The following is a 20,271-nucleotide window of genomic DNA, read 5'->3' as shown; positions in this document are numbered from 1 at the left end:
GTAGAGGATTTAAGATGGCTACTGGAAAGATTGTCCAGGTAATCGGCGCCGTAGTTGACGTCGAATTCCCTCAGGATGCCGTACCGCGCGTGTACGATGCTCTTGAGGTGCAAAATGGTAATGAGCGTCTGGTGCTGGAAGTTCAGCAGCAGCTCGGCGGCGGTATCGTGCGTACCATCGCAATGGGTTCCTCCGACGGTCTGCGTCGCGGTCTGGATGTAAAAGACCTCGAACACCCGATCGAAGTCCCGGTAGGTAAAGCGACTCTGGGCCGTATCATGAACGTACTGGGTGAACCGGTCGACATGAAAGGCGAGATCGGTGAAGAAGAGCGTTGGGCGATTCACCGCGCAGCACCTTCCTACGAAGAGCTGTCAAACTCTCAGGAACTGCTGGAAACCGGTATCAAAGTTATCGACCTGATGTGTCCGTTCGCTAAGGGCGGTAAAGTTGGTCTGTTCGGTGGTGCGGGTGTAGGTAAAACCGTAAACATGATGGAGCTTATTCGTAACATCGCGATCGAGCACTCCGGTTACTCTGTGTTTGCGGGCGTAGGTGAACGTACTCGTGAGGGTAACGACTTCTACCACGAAATGACCGACTCCAACGTTATCGACAAAGTATCCCTGGTGTATGGCCAGATGAACGAGCCGCCGGGAAACCGTCTGCGCGTTGCTCTGACCGGTCTGACCATGGCTGAGAAATTCCGTGACGAAGGTCGTGACGTTCTGCTGTTCGTTGACAACATCTATCGTTACACCCTGGCCGGTACGGAAGTATCCGCACTGCTGGGCCGTATGCCTTCAGCGGTAGGTTATCAGCCGACCCTGGCGGAAGAGATGGGCGTTCTGCAGGAACGTATCACCTCCACCAAAACCGGTTCTATCACCTCCGTACAGGCAGTATACGTACCTGCGGATGACTTGACTGACCCGTCTCCGGCAACCACCTTTGCGCACCTTGACGCAACCGTGGTACTGAGCCGTCAGATCGCGTCTCTGGGTATCTACCCGGCCGTTGACCCGCTGGACTCCACCAGCCGTCAGCTGGACCCGCTGGTGGTTGGTCAGGAACACTACGACACCGCGCGTGGCGTTCAGTCCATCCTGCAACGTTATCAGGAACTGAAAGACATTATCGCCATCCTGGGTATGGATGAACTGTCTGAAGAAGACAAACTGGTGGTAGCGCGTGCTCGTAAGATCCAGCGCTTCCTGTCCCAGCCGTTCTTCGTGGCAGAAGTATTCACCGGTTCTCCGGGTAAATACGTCTCCCTGAAAGACACCATCCGTGGCTTTAAAGGCATCATGGAAGGCGAATACGATCACCTGCCGGAGCAGGCGTTCTACATGGTCGGTTCCATCGAAGAAGCTGTGGAAAAAGCCAAAAAACTTTAACGCCTTAATCGGAGGGTGATATGGCAATGACTTACCACCTGGACGTCGTCAGCGCAGAGCAACAAATGTTCTCTGGTCTGGTCGAGAAAATCCAGGTAACGGGTAGCGAAGGTGAACTGGGGATCTACCCTGGCCACGCACCGCTGCTCACCGCCATTAAGCCTGGTATGATTCGCATCGTGAAACAGCACGGTCACGAAGAGTTTATCTATCTGTCTGGCGGCATTCTTGAAGTGCAGCCTGGCAACGTGACTGTTCTGGCCGACACCGCAATTCGCGGCCAGGATCTCGACGAAGCGCGAGCCATGGAAGCGAAACGTAAGGCTGAAGAGCACATTAGCAGCTCTCACGGCGACGTAGATTACGCTCAGGCGTCTGCGGAACTGGCCAAAGCGATCGCGCAGCTGCGCGTTATCGAGTTGACCAAAAAAGCGATGTAACACCGGCTTGAAAAGCACAAAAGCCAGTCTGGCAACAGGCTGGCTTTTTTTTACGCGTATTGACCCGTCCTGAAAAGCGTTCACATAGATCCTGATGATATAAAACACCCCTGTTTTCCCGTTTATTCATTGATCGAAATAAGAGCAAAAACATCCACCTGACGCTTAAATGAAGGTACTGCCTTAATTTTCTGCAGACAAAAGGCGTGACGATGGTCGAAAATGGCGCTTTCGTCAGCGGGGATAATCCGTTATTGAACAATTTATCCTCTGTCCATTTCACGATGAAAAAAATGTAGTTTTTTCAAGGTGAAGCGGTTTAAATTCGTTCTCAAATTACAGTCAGGACGCGTATGTTGAATAATGCTATGAGCGTAGTGATCCTTGCCGCAGGCAAAGGCACGCGCATGTATTCCGATCTTCCGAAAGTGCTGCATACCCTTGCCGGGAAAGCGATGGTTCAGCATGTCATTGATGCTGCGAATGAATTAGGCGCAGCGCACGTTCACCTGGTTTACGGTCACGGCGGCGATCTGCTTAAACAGGCGCTGAAAGATGACAACCTGAACTGGGTGCTTCAGGCAGAACAGCTGGGTACAGGTCATGCGATGCAGCAGGCCGCACCTTTCTTTGCCGATGATGAAGACATTTTAATGCTCTACGGCGACGTGCCGCTGATCTCTGTCGAAACACTCCAGCGCCTGCGTGATGCTAAACCGCAGGGTGGCATTGGTCTGCTGACGGTAAAACTGGATGATCCGACCGGTTATGGACGTATCACCCGTGAAAACGGCAAAGTTACCGGCATTGTTGAGCACAAAGACGCCACCGACGAGCAGCGTCAGATTCAGGAGATCAACACCGGCATTCTGATTGCCAACGGCGCAGATATGAAACGCTGGCTGGCGAAGCTGACCAACAATAACGCTCAGGGTGAATACTACATCACCGACATTATTGCGCTGGCGTATCAGGAAGGGCGTGAAATCGTCGCCGTTCATCCGCAACGTTTAAGCGAAGTAGAAGGCGTGAATAACCGCCTGCAACTCTCCCGACTGGAGCGCGTTTACCAGTCCGAACAGGCTGAAAAACTGCTGTTAGCAGGCGTTATGCTGCGCGATCCGGCGCGTTTTGATCTGCGCGGTACGCTTACTCACGGGCGCGATGTTGAAATTGATACTAACGTTATCATCGAGGGCAACGTGACTCTCGGTCATCGCGTGAAAATCGGCACCGGTTGCGTGATTAAAAACAGCGTGATTGGCGATGATTGCGAAATCAGTCCGTATACCGTTGTGGAAGATGCGAATCTGGCAGCGGCCTGTACCATTGGCCCGTTTGCCCGTCTGCGTCCTGGTGCTGAGTTGCTGGAAGGTGCACACGTCGGTAACTTCGTTGAGATGAAAAAAGCGCGTCTGGGTAAAGGCTCGAAAGCTGGTCATCTGACTTACCTGGGCGATGCGGAAATTGGCGATAACGTTAACATCGGCGCGGGAACCATTACCTGCAACTACGATGGTGCGAATAAATTTAAGACCATTATCGGTGACGATGTGTTTGTCGGTTCCGACACTCAGCTGGTGGCCCCGGTAACAGTAGGCAAAGGCGCGACCATTGCTGCGGGTACAACTGTGACGCGTAATGTCGGCGAAAACGCCCTGGCGATCAGCCGTGTGCCGCAGACTCAAAAAGAAGGCTGGCGTCGTCCGGTAAAGAAAAAGTAATTCTGGCTGGGAAATCCGGTCATATGGGATGAGGAGATAACATAATCTCCCGCCCACAAGCAGTAACTATAAAAATAACCCCACTCTCTACAAGGCTCGGGGCGCCCGAAAAAACGGGCATACAGGTTGACCGACAACGATATAAATCGGAATCAAAAACTATGTGTGGAATTGTTGGCGCGATCGCGCAACGTGATGTAGCAGAAATCCTTCTTGAAGGTTTACGTCGTCTGGAATACCGCGGATATGACTCTGCCGGTCTGGCCGTTGTTGATGCAGAAGGTCATATGACCCGCCTGCGTCGCCTCGGTAAAGTACAGATGCTGGCTCAGGCAGCGGAAGAACATCCTCTGCATGGCGGCACCGGTATTGCTCATACTCGCTGGGCGACCCACGGTGAACCTTCAGAAGCTAACGCGCATCCGCATGTTTCTGAACACATTGTGGTGGTGCATAACGGCATCATCGAAAACCATGAACCGCTGCGTGAAGAGTTAAAAGCGCGTGGCTATACCTTCGTTTCTGAAACCGACACCGAAGTGATTGCACATTTGGTGAACTGGGAGCTGAAACAAGGCGGTACTCTGCGTGAGGCTGTTCTGCGTGCTATTCCGCAACTGCGTGGTGCGTACGGTACAGTGATCATGGACTCCCGTCACCCGGATACCCTGCTGGCGGCACGTTCTGGTAGCCCGCTGGTGATTGGTCTGGGCATGGGCGAAAACTTTATCGCTTCTGACCAGCTGGCGCTGTTGCCAGTGACTCGTCGCTTTATCTTCCTTGAAGAGGGCGATATTGCGGAAATCACTCGCCGTTCGGTAAACATTTTCGATAAAACTGGCGCGGAAGTAAAACGTCAGGATATTGAATCCAATCTGCAATATGACGCGGGCGATAAAGGTATTTACCGTCACTACATGCAGAAAGAGATCTATGAACAGCCAAACGCGATCAAAAACACCCTTACCGGGCGCATCAGCCACGGTCAGGTTGATTTAAGCGAGCTGGGACCGAACGCCGACGAACTGCTGTCGAAGGTTGAGCATATTCAGATCCTCGCCTGTGGTACTTCTTATAACTCCGGTATGGTTTCCCGCTACTGGTTTGAATCGCTGGCAGGTATTCCGTGCGACGTCGAAATCGCCTCTGAATTCCGCTATCGCAAATCTGCCGTGCGCCGTAACAGCCTGATGATCACCTTGTCACAGTCTGGCGAAACCGCGGATACCCTGGCGGGCCTGCGTCTGTCGAAAGAGCTGGGTTACCTTGGTTCGCTGGCAATCTGTAACGTTCCGGGTTCTTCTCTGGTGCGCGAATCCGATCTGGCGCTGATGACCAACGCCGGTACGGAAATTGGCGTGGCCTCCACCAAAGCATTCACCACCCAGTTAACTGTGCTGTTGATGCTGGTGGCGAAACTGTCTCGCCTGAAAGGTCTGGATGCCTCCATTGAACATGACATCGTGCATGGTCTGCAGGCGCTGCCGAGCCGTATTGAGCAGATGCTGTCTCAGGACAAACGCATTGAAGCGCTGGCAGAAGATTTCTCTGACAAACATCACGCGCTGTTCCTGGGACGTGGCGATCAGTACCCAATCGCGCTGGAAGGTGCATTGAAGCTGAAAGAGATCTCTTACATTCACGCTGAAGCCTACGCTGCGGGCGAACTGAAACACGGTCCGCTGGCGCTGATAGATGCCGATATGCCGGTTATCGTCGTTGCGCCGAACAACGAGTTGTTGGAAAAACTGAAATCTAACATTGAAGAAGTTCGCGCGCGTGGTGGTCAGTTGTATGTCTTCGCCGATCAGGATGCGGGTTTTGTAAGTAGCGATAACATGCACATCATCGAGATGCCGCATGTGGAAGAGGTGATTGCACCGATCTTCTACACCGTTCCGCTGCAGCTGCTGGCTTACCACGTCGCGCTGATCAAAGGCACCGACGTTGACCAGCCGCGTAACCTGGCAAAATCGGTTACGGTTGAGTAATCTCCATCGTTGATAAAAAAGGGCTGCCGACCGGCGGCCCTTTTTCATAAGTGATATCAATAAATTCATTATTCATATACCCATCGATATAAATATATTCTGAATTATTATTAATGTCTGATAATAAACTTGATTTTTTGCTGTTTTAATAATATTTAAATAATTAATTTATATTAAAATGCGACCAATTAATATTATTTTTAGATAAAATCATCTCTTTGATGTACTATGCCTTTGAATCAAAAAGGTACCTATTAATATAGGTGATGATTCATGGTAAAGGATATATTATATCAATGGAGTTTTTATGAAGCGTAATATTATAGGCGGTGCATTCACTCTGGCATCTCTAATGCTGGCCGGTAATGCACTGGCAGAAGATGGTGTTGTTCACTTCGTCGGTGAAATTGTCGACACGACTTGTGAAGTTACCTCCGATACAGCCGATCAAATTGTCCCACTGGGTAAAGTCAGTAAAAATGCTTTTTCAGGTGTAGGTAGTCTGGCGTCACCACAGCAGTTCAGTATTAAGCTTGAAAAGTGCCCGGCAACCTACACTCAGGCAGCCGTTCGTTTTGATGGTACAGAAGCGCCTGGCGGCGACGGCGACCTGAAAGTGGGTACGCCGCTTACAGCGGGCAACCCTGGCGATTTTACCGGTACAGGACAAGCGATTGCGGCAACGGGTGTCGGTATTCGTATTTTTAACCAGTCAGATAACTCGCAGGTTAAACTTTATAACGATTCTGCCTATACCGCTATCGACGCTGAAGGCAAGGCTGAAATGAAGTTTATTGCACGCTATGTGGCAACCAATGCAACCGTAACGGCGGGTACGGCGAACGCCGATTCACAATTTACTGTCGAATATAAGAAATAATTTATCAAGGGCCTTTTTATTCAGTTGGCTTTGGCCAGGGAGTCGTTATGTCCAGAAAAAGTTGTTTAATCAGGCTCTTTAAAACAACCGTTTCATGTAAGTTATTTACCGCGATTATACTCAGTGTTTTTTTAGTCCAACCAGCATTAACCTATGCAGGCGTTGTCATTGGTGGTACACGGGTAGTTTACTTAAGTAATAACCCAGATAAATCTATTTCTGTATTTAGCAAGGAAGAAAAAATTCCTTATCTCATCCAGGCATGGGTAGATCCGTTTAATAAAGAGGATAAAATCAAAGCACCGTTTACCGTTATTCCTCCGGTATCACGATTAGAACCCGCGCAAGAAAAAGTATTACGCATTATTCATACCAAAGGTGTGTCATTGCCTGATGATCGCGAGTCAGTCTTCTGGCTGAATATTAAAAATATTCCGCCCTCTGCGAGCAACAAAGCGGCGAACTCACTGGAAATCGCAGTTAAAACGCGTATCAAGCTGTTCTGGCGACCGGCAAGCATTCGCCTGATTCCCGAAGATGCTGCACCGAAGGTGAAGTGGCACCGGGAAGGACGAAACCTGATTGCAGAGAATCCCAACCCGATTCATATCAGTGTGATGGATGTCATCGTTGATGGTCATGATGTGCCCCTCAACATGATCCGTCCTTTTGAAACGCTCACGTTACCTTTACCTGCTAATTCTGCGGGAGGCCAAATGATCTGGCGATTTATTAATGATTACGGCGCAGTCAGTGACCCGATAAAAATGACGCTGTAAGCAAGGGAAAAGGATAGGCGTATTATGATGACGACCAGAATAAAGGTTGGCCTCACGGCAGGGACGTGTCTGATTTTCTCGCAAAGCCTGATGGCCGAGGTCAGTGTATTCAATCCGGCGCTTCTGGAAATCGACCATCAATCCGGAGTCGATATTCGCCAGTTTAATCGGGCAAACCTGATGCCCCCAGGTGTTTATAGCGTTGATATTTTTATCAACAGTAAAATGTTTGAACGTCAGGATGTGACCTTTGTTCAGGATAATCCCGATGCTGATTTACACGCCTGCTTTGTCGCTATTAAAAAAACGCTAACCACCTTTGGCGTAAAAGTTGATGCGCTGAAATCGCTCAATGATGTAGATGAAACAGTCTGTATTGATCCTGGGCCACGCATTGAAGGCTCATCATGGCAGTTCGACAGCGATAAACTGCAACTGAATATCTCCATTCCCCAAATCTATATGGATGCGATGGCTTATGATTACATCAGCCCCTCGCGTTGGGATGAGGGGATTAACGCGCTCACCATCAACTACGATTTTTCTGGTTCACATACTCTACGTTCGGATTATGGTTCACAAGAGACAGATACCAGTTATCTCAATCTGCGCAATGGACTGAATATTGGGCCGTGGCGATTACGCAATTACAGCACCTTAAATACGACCGATGGCAGTGCAGAATACAACTCTATAAGCACCTGGATACAACGTGATATAGCTGCGTTAAGAAGCCAGATTATGATAGGTGATACGTGGACGGCGAGCGATATCTTCGACAGTACGCAAATTCGTGGCGCACGCTTGTATACCGATAACGATATGTTGCCTGCCAGCCAAAACGGATTTGCCCCCGTAGTGCGTGGGATTGCAAAGTCTAACGCCACTGTCATTATTCGCCAGAATGGCTACGTGATTTATCAGTCAGCCGTTCCACAAGGTGCTTTTGAAATTACCGACCTCAACACCGCCAGTACAGGTGGTGATCTGGACGTAACCATCAAAGAAGAAGACGGTAGCGAACAACGATTTACTCAACCTTATGCGTCGTTAGCCATCCTCAAACGTGAAGGTCAAACTGATGTTGATGTCAGTGTGGGAGAATTACGCGATGAAGATGGCTTTACCCCTGACGTTCTTCAGGTGCAGATCCTTCATGGTTTTCCCTACGGTTTCACCTTGTATGGAGGTATGCAGGCTGCTGAAAAGTATGGTTCTGCCGCTTTGGGTGTCGGTAAAGAGCTTGGCGCACTGGGTGCAATTTCTTTCGATGTGACACATGCCCGTGCGAAATTTAGCCATGCTGATACGGAAACCGGTCAGTCTTATCGCTTTCTGTATTCGAAACGCTTTGACGATACGGATACCAGCTTGCGCCTGGTTGGCTATCGTTACTCCACCGAAGGTTACTATACTCTCAATGAATGGGCGTCGCGGCGTAATAATCCTGAAGATTTCTGGGAAACCGGTAACCGCCGCAGCCGTGTGGAAGGAACGTTAACGCAATCACTGGGCAGAGACTATGGCAACTTATATCTGACATTAAGTCGCCAGCAGTACTGGCATACCGATGATGTTGAACGATTAATGCAATTTGGCTACAGCAGTAGCTGGAAGCGTCTCTCGTGGAACGTCTCCTGGAGTTATTCCAATACTGCCCGGCAGGGGACGGGGAACAACCATGCCAGTGATAACACCAGTGAGCAGATCTACATGCTCTCTTTATCTGTTCCTTTATCGGGCTGGTGGGGAAATAGTTACGCCACCTATTCTGTTTCACAAAACGATAATTCCGGTAGCTCACATCAACTTGGACTCAGCGGTACGGCGCTGGAAAGAAATAACCTTTCCTGGAATTTAATGCAGTCCTATAACAGCCATGATGATGAGGTTGGCGGTAATATGTCCCTGACCTATGATGGCACTTATGGCACGGTGAACGGCAGCTATAACTACAGCCAAAATTCTCAGAGGCTGAATTATGGTATCAGAGGGGGAATTCTGGCGCACAGCGAAGGCGTAACGTTAAGCCAGGAGTTGGGTGAAACCATAGCTCTTGTTAAAGCACCAGGGGCTGCCGGGTTAGAAATAGACAATATGCGCGGTGCTGCGACGGACTGGCGCGGCTATACGGTCAAGACACAGCTAAACCCTTATGATGAAAACCGGGTAGCAATCAGCGATAACTATTTCTCGAAGTCGAATATAGAACTTGATAATACCGTCGTTACGATGGTTCCCACCCGTGGTGCAGTGGTTAAGGCCGAATTTGTTACTCGTGTTGGTTATCGTGTGCTTTTCAGGGTTGCGGGTACAAAAGGTAAACCAGCACCTTTTGGCGCTATTGCTACAGTACAAAATACAAGCTCCGCTGATTCAGGAATTGTCGGTGACCAGGGGGAGCTTTATCTCTCGGGCCTTCCTGAAAAAGGGCAGGTGATGCTCTCCTGGGGAGAAAATGCCGCCACTACATGCACCTTCGATTATTCACTTTCAATACCAGAAAGTGAAAGCGGCTTAATTGAACAAGGTGTGACATGTCATTAAAAGGATTTTTATGAACAAGTATATTATACCATGGTGCTTTATTGTTTTTATCTTCTCCTTTAGTGGCGCAACATTTGCGGCCCCAAAAGGTATCTGCACTTCAGATAATGGGTCCTTTCATAGCACACTTGATTTTTCCGGCTATCTGATTACGGCAGACGAGAACAGAGTGGGAAAGACCTTTAATAAAACCGTGACAAATGGGGACTCTTATCCTGCTCACTGCCATTGTGATACAGGGAACGTGGGAGAGTTTCCTTATATTTATTATACAGCGAGAATAAACGAGTCCTTAGGTTATGCAGGTGTTCGTTCTAATGTAAACTACTTTAATTTGAATCCTAATCTGGATGTTGGAATATCGATAGACCTTCTCGGTGTAGGATACATTAATGCACCTTTTGAATACCATGCTAACAGGCCTACTGGAGGTTCATATAAATGTAGTCGCACGGACCCATTAAGTATTTCCAGTGGTGCAAAAGCAATAATTTATTTTTATATTAAGAAGACTTTTGCTGGAAAGTTAATTATTCCTGAAACTCTCGTGGCAAAATTGTACGGAACCATAAGCCGTGACACTCCGGTTGATTACTCACAACCTATGGCGGATGTTTATATTCGTGGCGATATCACTGCACCGCAAAGCTGTGAAATTAACAGTTTAAGACCCATTAATTTTGATTTTAAAGAAATTCCTGCGGCAGATTTTTCTTCGGTAGCTGGAAGTACCGTGACAACGCATAAAATTACCAAAACCGTCACCATTGAGTGTGAAAATTTAGGAATACTAAATACTGATGATATCAGTACCTCTTTTTATGCTACCGAACCCAGTACTGACAACTCAATGGTCGTGACATCAAACCCGAACGTTGGGATTAAAATTTATGATAAAAATAATAAGGAAATCAATGTTAACGGTGGTGAACTGCCGACAGATATGGGTAAATCAACCGTCTTTGGTGAAAAAGCCGGTAGCGTCACTTTTTCTGCTGCTCCTGCAAGCCTTACGGGGGCTCGCCCCGCGCCAGGAACATTTACCGCGACTGCAACGATAACAATTGAGATTGTACGCTAAACGAACTGACAGCGGTGTTCCTCACACCGTTGTCATCTTACGCATTTTTGTCCGCGAGTTTTCACTCTGCATGATAAAAAGATGACATTACTTTTCTTTTTCTTAGTCAATAAAATCAAAAAGTTAATTAATAATTCTGATTTGTCATAAAACTGTCATAAACCTTACATATAACTGTCACCTGTTTGTCCTATTTTGCTTCTCGTAGCCAACAAACAATGCTTTATGAATCCTCCCAGGAGACATTATGAAAGTTATGCGTACCACCGTCGCAACTGTTGTCGCCGCGACCTTATCGATGAGTGCTTTCTCTGTGTTTGCAGAAGCAAGCCTGACAGGTGCAGGTGCAACCTTCCCTGCGCCGGTGTATGCCAAATGGGCTGACACTTACCAGAAAGAAACCGGTAATAAAGTTAACTACCAGGGTATCGGTTCTTCCGGTGGCGTAAAACAGATTATCGCTAATACCGTTGATTTCGGTGCCTCTGACGCGCCGCTGTCTGACGAAAAACTGGCTCAGGAAGGCCTGTTCCAGTTCCCGACCGTGATTGGCGGCGTAGTGCTGGCGGTTAATATTCCAGGTCTGAAGTCTGGCGAACTGGTGCTGGATGGTAAAACCCTCGGCGACATCTACCTGGGCAAAATCAAGAAGTGGGATGATGAAGCCATCGCCAAACTGAATCCGGGTCTGAAACTGCCTTCACAGAACATTGCTGTAGTACGCCGCGCAGATGGCTCCGGGACTTCCTTCGTCTTCACCAGCTACCTGGCGAAAGTGAACGAAGAGTGGAAAAACAACGTTGGTACTGGCTCTACCGTAAAATGGCCGATCGGTCTGGGCGGTAAAGGTAACGACGGTATCGCCGCGTTCGTTCAGCGTCTGCCGGGTGCAATTGGTTACGTTGAATATGCTTACGCGAAGCAGAACAACCTGGCGTACACCAAACTGATCTCCGCTGATGGCAAACCGGTGAGTCCGACCGAAGAAAACTTCGCTAATGCAGCAAAAGGCGCAGACTGGAGCAAAACCTTCGCTCAGGATCTGACCAACCAGAAAGGCGAAGATGCATGGCCTATTACCTCTACCACGTTCATTCTGATCCATAAAGATCAGAAGAAACCAGAACAAGGCACCGAAGTGCTGAAGTTCTTCGACTGGGCATACAAAACCGGGGCTAAACAGGCGAACGACCTGGATTATGCCAGCCTGCCGGATAGCGTAGTTGAACAGGTTCGCGCTGCGTGGAAGACCAATATTAAAGACAGTAGCGGCAAGCCGCTGTACTAATAAAACTCCAGGCCGGGTACGGTGTTTTACGCCGCATCCGGCATTACAAAATGACTTTGTAAACGCGTTTAACTGAAGAGTAACTTATGGCTGCAACCAAGCCTGCTTTTAACCCACCGGGTAAAAAGGGCGACATAATTTTCAGCGTGCTGGTAAAACTGGCGGCGCTGATTGTGCTATTGATGTTGGGTGGCATTATTGTCTCTCTGATCATCTCCTCCTGGCCGAGCATTCAGAAATTTGGTCTGGCTTTCCTGTGGACCAAAGAGTGGGATGCGCCGAACGATATCTACGGGGCGCTGGTGCCGATCTACGGTACGCTGGTGACCTCGTTTATCGCGCTGCTGATCGCCGTCCCGGTGAGTTTTGGTATCGCCCTGTTCCTGACCGAGCTTGCGCCTGGCTGGCTGAAACGCCCGCTGGGTATCGCCATTGAGCTGCTGGCTGCCATTCCAAGTATCGTTTACGGCATGTGGGGCCTGTTTATCTTTGCGCCGCTGTTCGCCGTTTACTTCCAGGAGCCGGTCGGCAATATCATGTCGAATATCCCGATTGTCGGCGCGCTGTTCTCCGGCCCGGCCTTTGGTATCGGTATCCTCGCGGCAGGCGTGATCCTCGCCATCATGATTATTCCGTACATTGCGGCGGTAATGCGCGATGTATTCGAACAAACCCCGGTGATGATGAAAGAGTCGGCCTACGGTATTGGCTGCACCACCTGGGAAGTTATCTGGCGTATCGTTCTTCCGTTCACCAAAAATGGTGTTATCGGCGGCATTATGTTGGGGCTGGGGCGCGCGCTCGGTGAAACCATGGCGGTGACCTTTATCATCGGTAACACCTACCAACTCGACAGCGCCTCGCTGTATATGCCGGGCAACAGTATCACCTCTGCGCTGGCCAACGAATTTGCGGAAGCGGAATCCGGTCTGCACGTCGCTGCACTGATGGAACTGGGCCTGATCCTGTTTGTGATTACCTTCATCGTCCTCGCCGCATCGAAGTTTATGATTATGCGCCTGGCTAAGAATGAGGGGGCACGCTAATGGCTATGGTTGAAATGCAAACCACTGCGGCACTGGCTGAATCCCGCCGCAAAATGCAGGCGCGTCGCCGCCTCAAAAACCGTATTGCGCTGACGCTCTCAATGGCGACGATGGCCTTCGGTCTGTTCTGGCTGATCTGGATTTTAATGTCCACCATCACTCGCGGTATCGACGGTATGTCGCTGGCGCTGTTCACCGAAATGACGCCACCACCCAATACGGAAGGCGGTGGTCTGGCGAACGCCCTGGCGGGTAGCGGCCTGTTAATTTTGTGGGCTACCGTATTCGGTACGCCGCTGGGCATTATGGCGGGGATTTACCTGGCTGAATATGGTCGTAAATCCTGGCTGGCAGAAGTGATTCGCTTCATTAACGACATTCTGCTCTCTGCGCCGTCGATTGTGGTTGGTCTGTTTGTTTACACCATTGTGGTGGCGCAGATGGAGCACTTCTCCGGCTGGGCGGGCGTGATTGCGCTGGCGCTGTTGCAGGTGCCGATTGTTATCCGCACCACCGAGAACATGCTGAAACTGGTGCCGGACAGCCTGCGTGAAGCGGCTTATGCGCTGGGTACGCCGAAGTGGAAGATGATTGCCGCGATCACGCTGAAAGCGTCGGTGTCCGGGATCATGACCGGTATCCTGCTGGCGATTGCCCGTATTGCTGGTGAAACCGCGCCGCTGCTGTTTACTGCGCTCTCCAACCAGTTCTGGAGCACGGACATGATGCAGCCGATCGCCAACCTGCCGGTGACGATCTTTAAGTTTGCGATGAGCCCGTTTGCGGAATGGCAGCAACTGGCCTGGGCCGGGGTGTTGATCATTACCCTGTGCGTACTGCTGCTGAACATTCTGGCGCGCGTTGTTTTTGCGAAGAATAAACACGGTTAACACTTTGCTGGATGCGGCGTAAACGCCTTATCCGGCCTACGGTAAGCCTGATTCGCGAAGTGCATCAGGCACGATGAGGAAAAGATTGCAATGAGTATGGTTGAAACTGCCCCGAGTAAAATTCAGGTTCGTAATTTGAACTTCTACTACGGCAAATTCCATGCCCTGAAAAACATCAACCTGGATATCGCCAAAAACCAGGTTACGGCGTTTATCGGGCCGTCCGGCTGCGGTAAATCAACGCTGCTGCGTACCTTCAACAAAATGTTTGAACTGTACCCGGAACAGCGTGCGGAAGGTGAAATTCTGCTCGATGGCGACAACATCCTGACCAACTCTCAGGATATCGCCCTGCTGCGTGCGAAAGTGGGCATGGTGTTCCAGAAACCGACGCCGTTCCCGATGTCCATCTACGACAACATCGCTTTTGGCGTGCGTCTGTTTGAGAAGCTCTCCCGTGCTGACATGGACGAGCGCGTGCAGTGGGCATTGACTAAAGCCGCATTGTGGAACGAAACCAAAGATAAATTGCACCAGAGCGGTTACTCTCTCTCTGGTGGTCAGCAACAGCGTTTGTGTATTGCGCGTGGTATCGCCATTCGCCCGGAAGTGCTGCTGCTCGACGAACCATGTTCGGCGCTCGACCCCATCTCCACCGGGCGTATTGAAGAGCTGATTACCGAACTGAAGCAGGATTACACCGTGGTGATCGTCACCCACAACATGCAGCAGGCTGCGCGTTGTTCCGACCACACGGCGTTTATGTACCTGGGCGAATTGATTGAGTTCAGCAACACGGACGATCTGTTCACCAAGCCAGCGAAGAAACAAACAGAAGACTACATCACCGGTCGTTACGGTTGATTCAGGAGTGCGTTATGGACAGTCTCAATCTTAATAAACATATTTCCGGCCAGTTCAACGCCGAACTGGAAAGCATCCGCACGCAGGTGATGACCATGGGCGGCATGGTGGAGCAGCAGCTTTCTGATGCGATCACTGCAATGCACAACCAGGACAGCGATCTGGCGAAGCGCGTCATCGAAGGCGACAAGAACGTCAACATGATGGAAGTGGCGATCGATGAAGCCTGCGTGCGCATTATTGCCAAACGCCAGCCGACGGCGAGCGACCTGCGTCTGGTTATGGTGATCAGTAAAACCATTGCCGAGCTGGAGCGTATTGGCGACGTGGCGGACAAAATCTGCCGTACTGCGCTGGAGAAATTCTCCCAGCAGCATCAGCCGTTGCTGGTAAGTCTGGAGTCGCTGGGCCGTCATACCATCCAGATGCTGCACGACGTGCTGGACGCGTTCGCGCGGATGGACATTGATGAAGCGGTACGTATTTATCGTGAAGATAAAAAAGTCGATCAGGAGTACGAAGGTATTGTTCGTCAGCTGATGACCTACATGATGGAAGATTCGCGCACCATTCCAAGCGTACTTACCGCGCTGTTTTGTGCGCGTTCAATCGAACGTATCGGCGACCGCTGCCAGAATATTTGTGAGTTTATCTTCTACTACGTGAAGGGGCAGGATTTCCGTCACGTCGGTGGTGACGAGCTCGATAAACTGCTGGCAGAAAAAGATAGCGATAAATAATTCACCAAGTAAATCCCAATAATTTAATTATTGGGATTTGTTATATATAACTTTATAAAATCCTAAAATTACACAAAATTAATAACTGCGAGCATGGTCATACTTTTATAAATAGAGCATTGCTATTTTCTCTGCACGCAACTAAATTAATTTTCGAACCTGGATGTTCGTTATAAAAACCATTGATTAATGACTGGATTGTTACTGCATTCGCAGGCAAAACCTGACATAACCAGAGAATACTGGTGAAGTCGGGTTTTTTTGTTTATAAAAAAGGTCCTTGCTATGAACATGCAAATCACCAAAATTCTCAACAATAATGTTGTGGTGGTTATTGATGATCAACAGCGGGAAAAAGTCGTCATGGGGCGCGGAATTGGCTTTCAAAAACGCCCAGGCGAAAGAATTAACTCAAGTGGAATAGAAAAAGAGTATGCCTTGAGCAGTCATGAACTGAACGGGCGATTAAGCGAACTCTTAAGTCATATGCCTCTTGAGGTGATGGCAACCTGTGATCGTATTATCTCTCTGGCGCAGGAGCGTCTGGGAAAGTTGCAGGACAGTATTTATATCTCGCTAACTGACCATTGCCAGTTTGCGATTAAACGCTTTCAGCAAAACGTGCTACTGCCCAACCCGCTGCTGTGGGATATCCAGCGACTTTACCCGAAAGAGTTCCAGCTAGGGGAAGAAGCGTTAACCATTATTGATAAACGGTTGGGCGTGCAGTTACCGAAAGATGAAGTGGGCTTTATTGCCATGCATCTGGTCAGTGCCCAAATGAGCGGAAATATGGAGGATGTTGCAGGTGTCACGCAATTAATGCGAGAAATGCTGCAATTAATAAAATTTCAGTTCAGCCTTAATTACCAGGAAGAAAGCTTGAGTTATCAGCGACTGGTTACGCATCTGAAATTTTTATCCTGGCGTATTCTTGAACATGCATCGATTAACGATAGTGATGAATCATTACAACAAGCAGTAAAGCAAAATTACCCGCAAGCATGGCAATGTGCGGAGCGGATCGCCATTTTTATTGGTTTGCAGTATCAACGTAAAATCTCACCTGCAGAGATTATGTTTTTAGCCATAAATATAGAGCGCGTGCGCAAAGAACACTGAAATATTATTACTGAATAAAGGATTGTTACCGCACTAAGCGGGCAAAACCTGAAAAAAATTGCTTGATTCACGTCAGGCCGTTTTTTTCAGGTTTTTTTTTGGAGTTTTGCCGCAAAGCGGTAGAGGGCAAGTTATGACGGAGTTAGCCAGAACAATAGTCGCAGGAGTCGGGGGCGCAGATAACATTGTGAGTCTGATGCATTGTGCAACGCGATTACGTTTTAAGTTAAAGGATGAAAGCAAAGCGCAAGCTGAGGTACTGAAAAAGACCCCCGGTATTATTATGGTGGTGGAAAGCGGTGGCCAGTTTCAGGTTGTCATAGGTAACCATGTGGCCGATGTCTTCCTGGCGGTTAACAGCGTGGCAGGCCTTGGCGAAAAAGCGCAACAGGCACCGGAAAATGATGATAAAGATAATCTGTTAAACCGCTTTGTTTATGTTATTTCAGGTATTTTTACGCCTCTGATCGGTTTGATGGCGGCAACCGGGATCCTGAAAGGTATGTTGGCTCTGGCACTCACTTTTCAGTGGGCGACCGAACAAAGTGGTACTTATTTAATTTTATTTAGCGCCAGTGATGCCTTGTTTTGGTTCTTCCCGATAATCCTGGGCTACACCGCAGGGAAACGCTTCGGCGGCAATCCATTTACTGCCATGGTGATTGGCGGAGCGTTAGTGCATCCATTAATTCTGACTGCCTTCGAGAACGGGCAAAAAGTGGATGCGCTGGGGCTGGATTTCCTGGGTATTCCGGTCACATTGTTGAATTACTCGTCATCGGTTATTCCCATTATTTTTTCTGCCTGGTTGTGCAGCATTCTGGAACGCCGACTTAATGCGTGGTTACCTTCGGCAATCAAAAATTTCTTCACACCCTTGCTATGTCTGATGGTCATCACGCCCATCACATTTCTGCTGGTGGGGCCGCTATCAACCTGGATAAGTGAACTGATTGCTGCCGGTTATCTCTGGCTTTATCAGGCGGTTCCTGCATTTGCAGGCGCGGTAATGGGCGGCTTCTGGCAAATCTTTGTGATGTTCGGTCTGCATTGGGGTTTGATACCTTTAATTATCAATAACTTCACCGTGCTGGGCTACGACACCATGATCCCGCTGTTAATGCCCGCCATTATGGCGCAAGTCGGGGCGGCGCTCGGCGTCTTCCTCTGCGAACGCGATGCACAGAAAAAAGTGGTGGCGGGATCAGCGGCGTTGACAGGTTTGTTTGGTATCACCGAACCAGCGGTATATGGCGTCAATCTGCCGCGTAAGTACCCCTTCGTTATCGCCTGCATAAGTGGGGCATTGGGGGCCACCATCATTGGCTACGCGCAAACGAAAGTTTACTCCTTTGGTTTGCCAGGTATTTTCACCTTCATGCAAACCATCCCGTCAACGGGGATTGATTTCACCGTATGGGCCAGCGTTATTGGCGGTGTCATTGCCATCGGTTGCGCATTTGTCGGTACGGTGATGTTTCATTTCATCACCGCTAAGAGTCAGTCAGCGCAAGTTGCCCAGCAAGAGAAAACACCAGAGGTTATTACACCTGAGCAGGGCGGTATCTGTTCACCGATGACGGGAGAGATTGTGCCGCTCATTCACGTCGCTGATACCACGTTTGCCAGCGGCCTGTTGGGTAAAGGTATTGCCATTCTGCCCTCTGTTGGTGAAGTGCGTTCTCCGGTGGCGGGTCGAATTGCTTCGTTGTTCGCCACATTACATGCCATCGGCATTGAGTCAGATGATGGCGTGGAGATCCTGATTCATGTCGGTATCGACACCGTAAAACTGGACGGCAAATTCTTTTCCGCTCACGTCAACGTGGGTGACAAGGTCAATACAGGCGATCGGCTGATTTCTTTTGATATCCCTGCTATTCGCGAGGCCGGATTTGATCTGACGACGCCGGTATTAATCAGTAATAGCGATGATTTTACGGACGTATTACCCCACGGCACGGCGCAGATAAACGCTGGTGAGCCGCTGTTATCCATCATTCGCTAACGATAAAAGGAGTTAATTATGAAAGCATTTCCAGAAACATTTCTTTGGGGTGGTGCAACAGCTGCCAATCAGGTGGAAGGCGCCTGGCAGGAAGATGGCAAAGGGATCACGACCTCAGATTTACAGCCTCATGGCGTAATGGGAAAAATGGAACCGCGCATCCTGGGGAAAGAGAATATCAAAGATGTCGCCATCGATTTTTATCACCGTTACCCGGAAGATATCGCGTTATTTGCCGAGATGGGCTTCACCTGTCTGCGTATTTCCATTGCCTGGGCGCGAATTTTTCCTCAGGGCGACGAAGCCGAACCGAATGAAGCGGGGTTAGCGTTTTACGATCGGCTGTTTGATGAAATGGCGCAGGTGGGGATCAAGCCGCTGGTAACGTTATCCCATTACGAAATGCCATATGGGCTGGTGAAAAACTACGGCGGTTGGGCTAATCGGGCGGTCATCGATCACTTCGAGCATTACGCACGCACGGTCTTTACCCGCTACCAACATAAAGTAGCGTTATGGCTGACGTTTAATGAAATCAACATGTCATTACACGCGCCATTCACGGGCGTGGGGCTGGCAGAAGAGAGTGGCGAGGCGGAAGTTTATCAGGCGATCCATCATCAACTGGTTGCCAGTGCGCGGGCAGTTAAAGCCTGTCATAGCCTGATCCCCGAAGCGAAAATCGGCAATATGCTTCTCGGTGGGCTGGTTTACCCCCTCACCTGCCAGCCACAGGATATGTTGCAGGCCATGGAGGAGAATCGGCGCTGGATGTTCTTTGGTGATGTTCAGGCGCGTGGTCAGTATCCCGGCTATATGCAGCGTTTCTTCCGCGACCACAATATCACCATTGAGATGACTGAAAGTGACGCAGAAGATTTAAAACATACCGTAGATTTCATCTCTTTTAGTTATTACATGACCGGTTGTGTTTCCCACGACGAAAGCATTAATAAAAATGCGCAGGGCAACATACTGAATATGATCCCAAATCCGCATCTGAAAAGTTCAGAGTGGGGGGGCAAATTGATCCGGTTGGATTACGGATTCTGTTAAATACGCTTTGGGATCGTTATCAAAAACCGTTATTTATTGTCGAGAACGGATTAGGCGCAAAAGACAGCGTTGAAGTGGATGGTTCGATACAGGACGATTATCGAATTGCCTATTTAAACGATCACCTGGTACAGGTAAATGAAGCAATTGCCGATGGTGTGGATATTATGGGGTACACCAGTTGGGGGCCAATTGATTTAGTCAGTGCATCTCATTCACAAATGTCTAAGCGCTACGGCTTTATTTATGTGGATCGTGATGATAATGGTGAAGGAAGCCTCACAAGAACGCGTAAGAAAAGCTTCGGATGGTATGCAGAAGTGATCAAAACTCGGGGGCTATCATTAAAAAAATAACCAATAAAGTACCTTAATTATCGTCGCATCCAGAACAGTCTGGATGCGATGCGTTAATTCTT

General features: G+C 49.2%; 15 protein-coding genes and 1 pseudogene. All 16 read left to right on the top strand.

Annotated features, from left to right (window positions below; all coding sequences use genetic code 11):
• The first annotated feature begins 14 nt into the window (after positions 1 to 14).
• The 16 genes and pseudogenes from atpD (at position 15) to bglB (ending at position 20,209) form a co-directional block, all read left to right on the top strand.
• Positions 15 to 1,397 (top strand): F0F1 ATP synthase subunit beta, encoded by a 1,383-nt coding sequence (gene atpD / locus ACJHWT_RS11840; protein WP_000190506.1) that lies wholly within the window; start codon positions 15 to 17, stop codon positions 1,395 to 1,397.
• 20 nt (positions 1,398 to 1,417) lie between these two features.
• Positions 1,418 to 1,837, top strand: a complete 420-nt coding sequence (locus ACJHWT_RS11835) for a F0F1 ATP synthase subunit epsilon (RefSeq protein ID WP_001251965.1) — start codon at positions 1,418 to 1,420, stop codon at positions 1,835 to 1,837.
• 353 nt (positions 1,838 to 2,190) lie between these two features.
• A complete protein-coding gene (glmU, locus tag ACJHWT_RS11830; protein ID WP_000933736.1) occupies positions 2,191 to 3,561 on the top strand; it encodes a bifunctional UDP-N-acetylglucosamine diphosphorylase/glucosamine-1-phosphate N-acetyltransferase GlmU in 1,371 nt (456 codons plus the stop codon).
• 161 nt (positions 3,562 to 3,722) lie between these two features.
• Complete coding sequence (glmS, locus tag ACJHWT_RS11825; protein WP_000334086.1) at positions 3,723 to 5,552, top strand: glutamine--fructose-6-phosphate transaminase (isomerizing); 1,830 nt, start codon at positions 3,723 to 3,725, stop codon at positions 5,550 to 5,552.
• 307 nt (positions 5,553 to 5,859) lie between these two features.
• A complete protein-coding gene (gene lpfA-O113 / locus ACJHWT_RS11820) occupies positions 5,860 to 6,432 on the top strand; it encodes a long polar fimbria major subunit LpfA-O113 (protein WP_000827818.1) in 573 nt (190 codons plus the stop codon).
• 47 nt (positions 6,433 to 6,479) lie between these two features.
• Positions 6,480 to 7,211 carry a long polar fimbrial chaperone LpfB-O113 gene (gene lpfB-O113, locus ACJHWT_RS11815; protein ID WP_000088121.1) on the top strand — a complete coding sequence of 244 codons (732 nt, stop codon included), beginning with the start codon at positions 6,480 to 6,482 and terminating at the stop codon, positions 7,209 to 7,211.
• 24 nt (positions 7,212 to 7,235) lie between these two features.
• Positions 7,236 to 9,758, top strand: coding sequence for a long polar fimbrial usher protein LpfC-O113 (gene lpfC-O113, locus ACJHWT_RS11810; RefSeq protein ID WP_000989201.1), 2,523 nt, complete (start codon positions 7,236 to 7,238; stop codon positions 9,756 to 9,758).
• A gap of 10 nt (positions 9,759 to 9,768) precedes the next feature.
• A complete protein-coding gene (locus ACJHWT_RS11805) occupies positions 9,769 to 10,839 on the top strand; it encodes a fimbrial protein (RefSeq protein ID WP_001318144.1) in 1,071 nt (356 codons plus the stop codon).
• A gap of 247 nt (positions 10,840 to 11,086) precedes the next feature.
• The gene (pstS, locus tag ACJHWT_RS11800; protein ID WP_000867146.1) at positions 11,087 to 12,127 is read left to right on the top strand and encodes a phosphate ABC transporter substrate-binding protein PstS; all 1,041 of its coding nucleotides are present in this window, start codon (positions 11,087 to 11,089) and stop codon (positions 12,125 to 12,127) included.
• Positions 12,128 to 12,213: 86 nt separating this feature from the next.
• Complete coding sequence (gene pstC / locus ACJHWT_RS11795; protein WP_000741620.1) at positions 12,214 to 13,173, top strand: phosphate ABC transporter permease PstC; 960 nt, start codon at positions 12,214 to 12,216, stop codon at positions 13,171 to 13,173.
• Positions 13,173 to 14,063 carry a phosphate ABC transporter permease PstA gene (pstA, locus tag ACJHWT_RS11790; RefSeq protein ID WP_001251985.1) on the top strand — a complete coding sequence of 297 codons (891 nt, stop codon included), beginning with the start codon at positions 13,173 to 13,175 and terminating at the stop codon, positions 14,061 to 14,063. Before pstC ends, pstA begins: the two co-directional genes overlap by 1 nt.
• 90 nt (positions 14,064 to 14,153) lie before the next feature.
• A complete protein-coding gene (gene pstB / locus ACJHWT_RS11785; RefSeq protein ID WP_000063125.1) occupies positions 14,154 to 14,927 on the top strand; it encodes a phosphate ABC transporter ATP-binding protein PstB in 774 nt (257 codons plus the stop codon).
• A gap of 14 nt (positions 14,928 to 14,941) precedes the next feature.
• Positions 14,942 to 15,667: a phosphate signaling complex protein PhoU gene (phoU, locus tag ACJHWT_RS11780; protein ID WP_000377784.1), complete on the top strand. Its 726-nt coding sequence runs from the start codon at positions 14,942 to 14,944 to the stop codon at positions 15,665 to 15,667.
• Positions 15,668 to 15,952: 285 nt separating this feature from the next.
• A complete protein-coding gene (gene bglG, locus ACJHWT_RS11775) occupies positions 15,953 to 16,789 on the top strand; it encodes a transcriptional antiterminator BglG (protein WP_001312208.1) in 837 nt (278 codons plus the stop codon).
• A 133-nt stretch (positions 16,790 to 16,922) separates the two neighbouring features.
• Positions 16,923 to 18,797, top strand: a complete 1,875-nt coding sequence (bglF, locus tag ACJHWT_RS11770) for a PTS beta-glucoside transporter subunit IIABC (protein ID WP_001318143.1) — start codon at positions 16,923 to 16,925, stop codon at positions 18,795 to 18,797.
• 18 nt (positions 18,798 to 18,815) lie between these two features.
• Positions 18,816 to 20,209 (top strand): annotated as a pseudogene (gene bglB / locus ACJHWT_RS11765) (6-phospho-beta-glucosidase BglB).
• Positions 20,210 to 20,271 lie beyond the last annotated feature (62 nt).

Origin of the sequence: Escherichia sp. WS338, from assembly GCF_046486405.1 — a bacterium.
Classification (GTDB): domain Bacteria; phylum Pseudomonadota; class Gammaproteobacteria; order Enterobacterales; family Enterobacteriaceae; genus Escherichia; species Escherichia coli.
This window is presented reverse-complemented; position numbering and strand designations above follow the sequence as displayed.

Excerpts from the sequence above, each read along its gene's own strand:
- lpfB-O113 (WP_000088121.1), top strand. The coding sequence starts at position 6,480 with ATGTCCAGAAAAAGTTGTTTAATCAGGCTCTTTAAAACAACCGTTTCA.
- pstC (WP_000741620.1), top strand. The coding sequence starts at position 12,214 with ATGGCTGCAACCAAGCCTGCTTTTAACCCACCGGGTAAAAAGGGCGAC.
- lpfA-O113 (WP_000827818.1), top strand. The coding sequence starts at position 5,860 with ATGAAGCGTAATATTATAGGCGGTGCATTCACTCTGGCATCTCTAATG.
- glmS (WP_000334086.1), top strand. The coding sequence starts at position 3,723 with ATGTGTGGAATTGTTGGCGCGATCGCGCAACGTGATGTAGCAGAAATC.
- lpfC-O113 (WP_000989201.1), top strand. The coding sequence starts at position 7,236 with ATGATGACGACCAGAATAAAGGTTGGCCTCACGGCAGGGACGTGTCTG.
- glmU (WP_000933736.1), top strand. The coding sequence starts at position 2,191 with ATGTTGAATAATGCTATGAGCGTAGTGATCCTTGCCGCAGGCAAAGGC.
- bglG (WP_001312208.1), top strand. The coding sequence starts at position 15,953 with ATGAACATGCAAATCACCAAAATTCTCAACAATAATGTTGTGGTGGTT.
- bglF (WP_001318143.1), top strand. The coding sequence starts at position 16,923 with ATGACGGAGTTAGCCAGAACAATAGTCGCAGGAGTCGGGGGCGCAGAT.
- pstB (WP_000063125.1), top strand. The coding sequence starts at position 14,154 with ATGAGTATGGTTGAAACTGCCCCGAGTAAAATTCAGGTTCGTAATTTG.
- phoU (WP_000377784.1), top strand. The coding sequence starts at position 14,942 with ATGGACAGTCTCAATCTTAATAAACATATTTCCGGCCAGTTCAACGCC.
- ACJHWT_RS11805 (WP_001318144.1), top strand. The coding sequence starts at position 9,769 with ATGAACAAGTATATTATACCATGGTGCTTTATTGTTTTTATCTTCTCC.
- pstS (WP_000867146.1), top strand. The coding sequence starts at position 11,087 with ATGAAAGTTATGCGTACCACCGTCGCAACTGTTGTCGCCGCGACCTTA.
- atpD (WP_000190506.1), top strand. The coding sequence starts at position 15 with ATGGCTACTGGAAAGATTGTCCAGGTAATCGGCGCCGTAGTTGACGTC.
- pstA (WP_001251985.1), top strand. The coding sequence starts at position 13,173 with ATGGCTATGGTTGAAATGCAAACCACTGCGGCACTGGCTGAATCCCGC.
- ACJHWT_RS11835 (WP_001251965.1), top strand. The coding sequence starts at position 1,418 with ATGGCAATGACTTACCACCTGGACGTCGTCAGCGCAGAGCAACAAATG.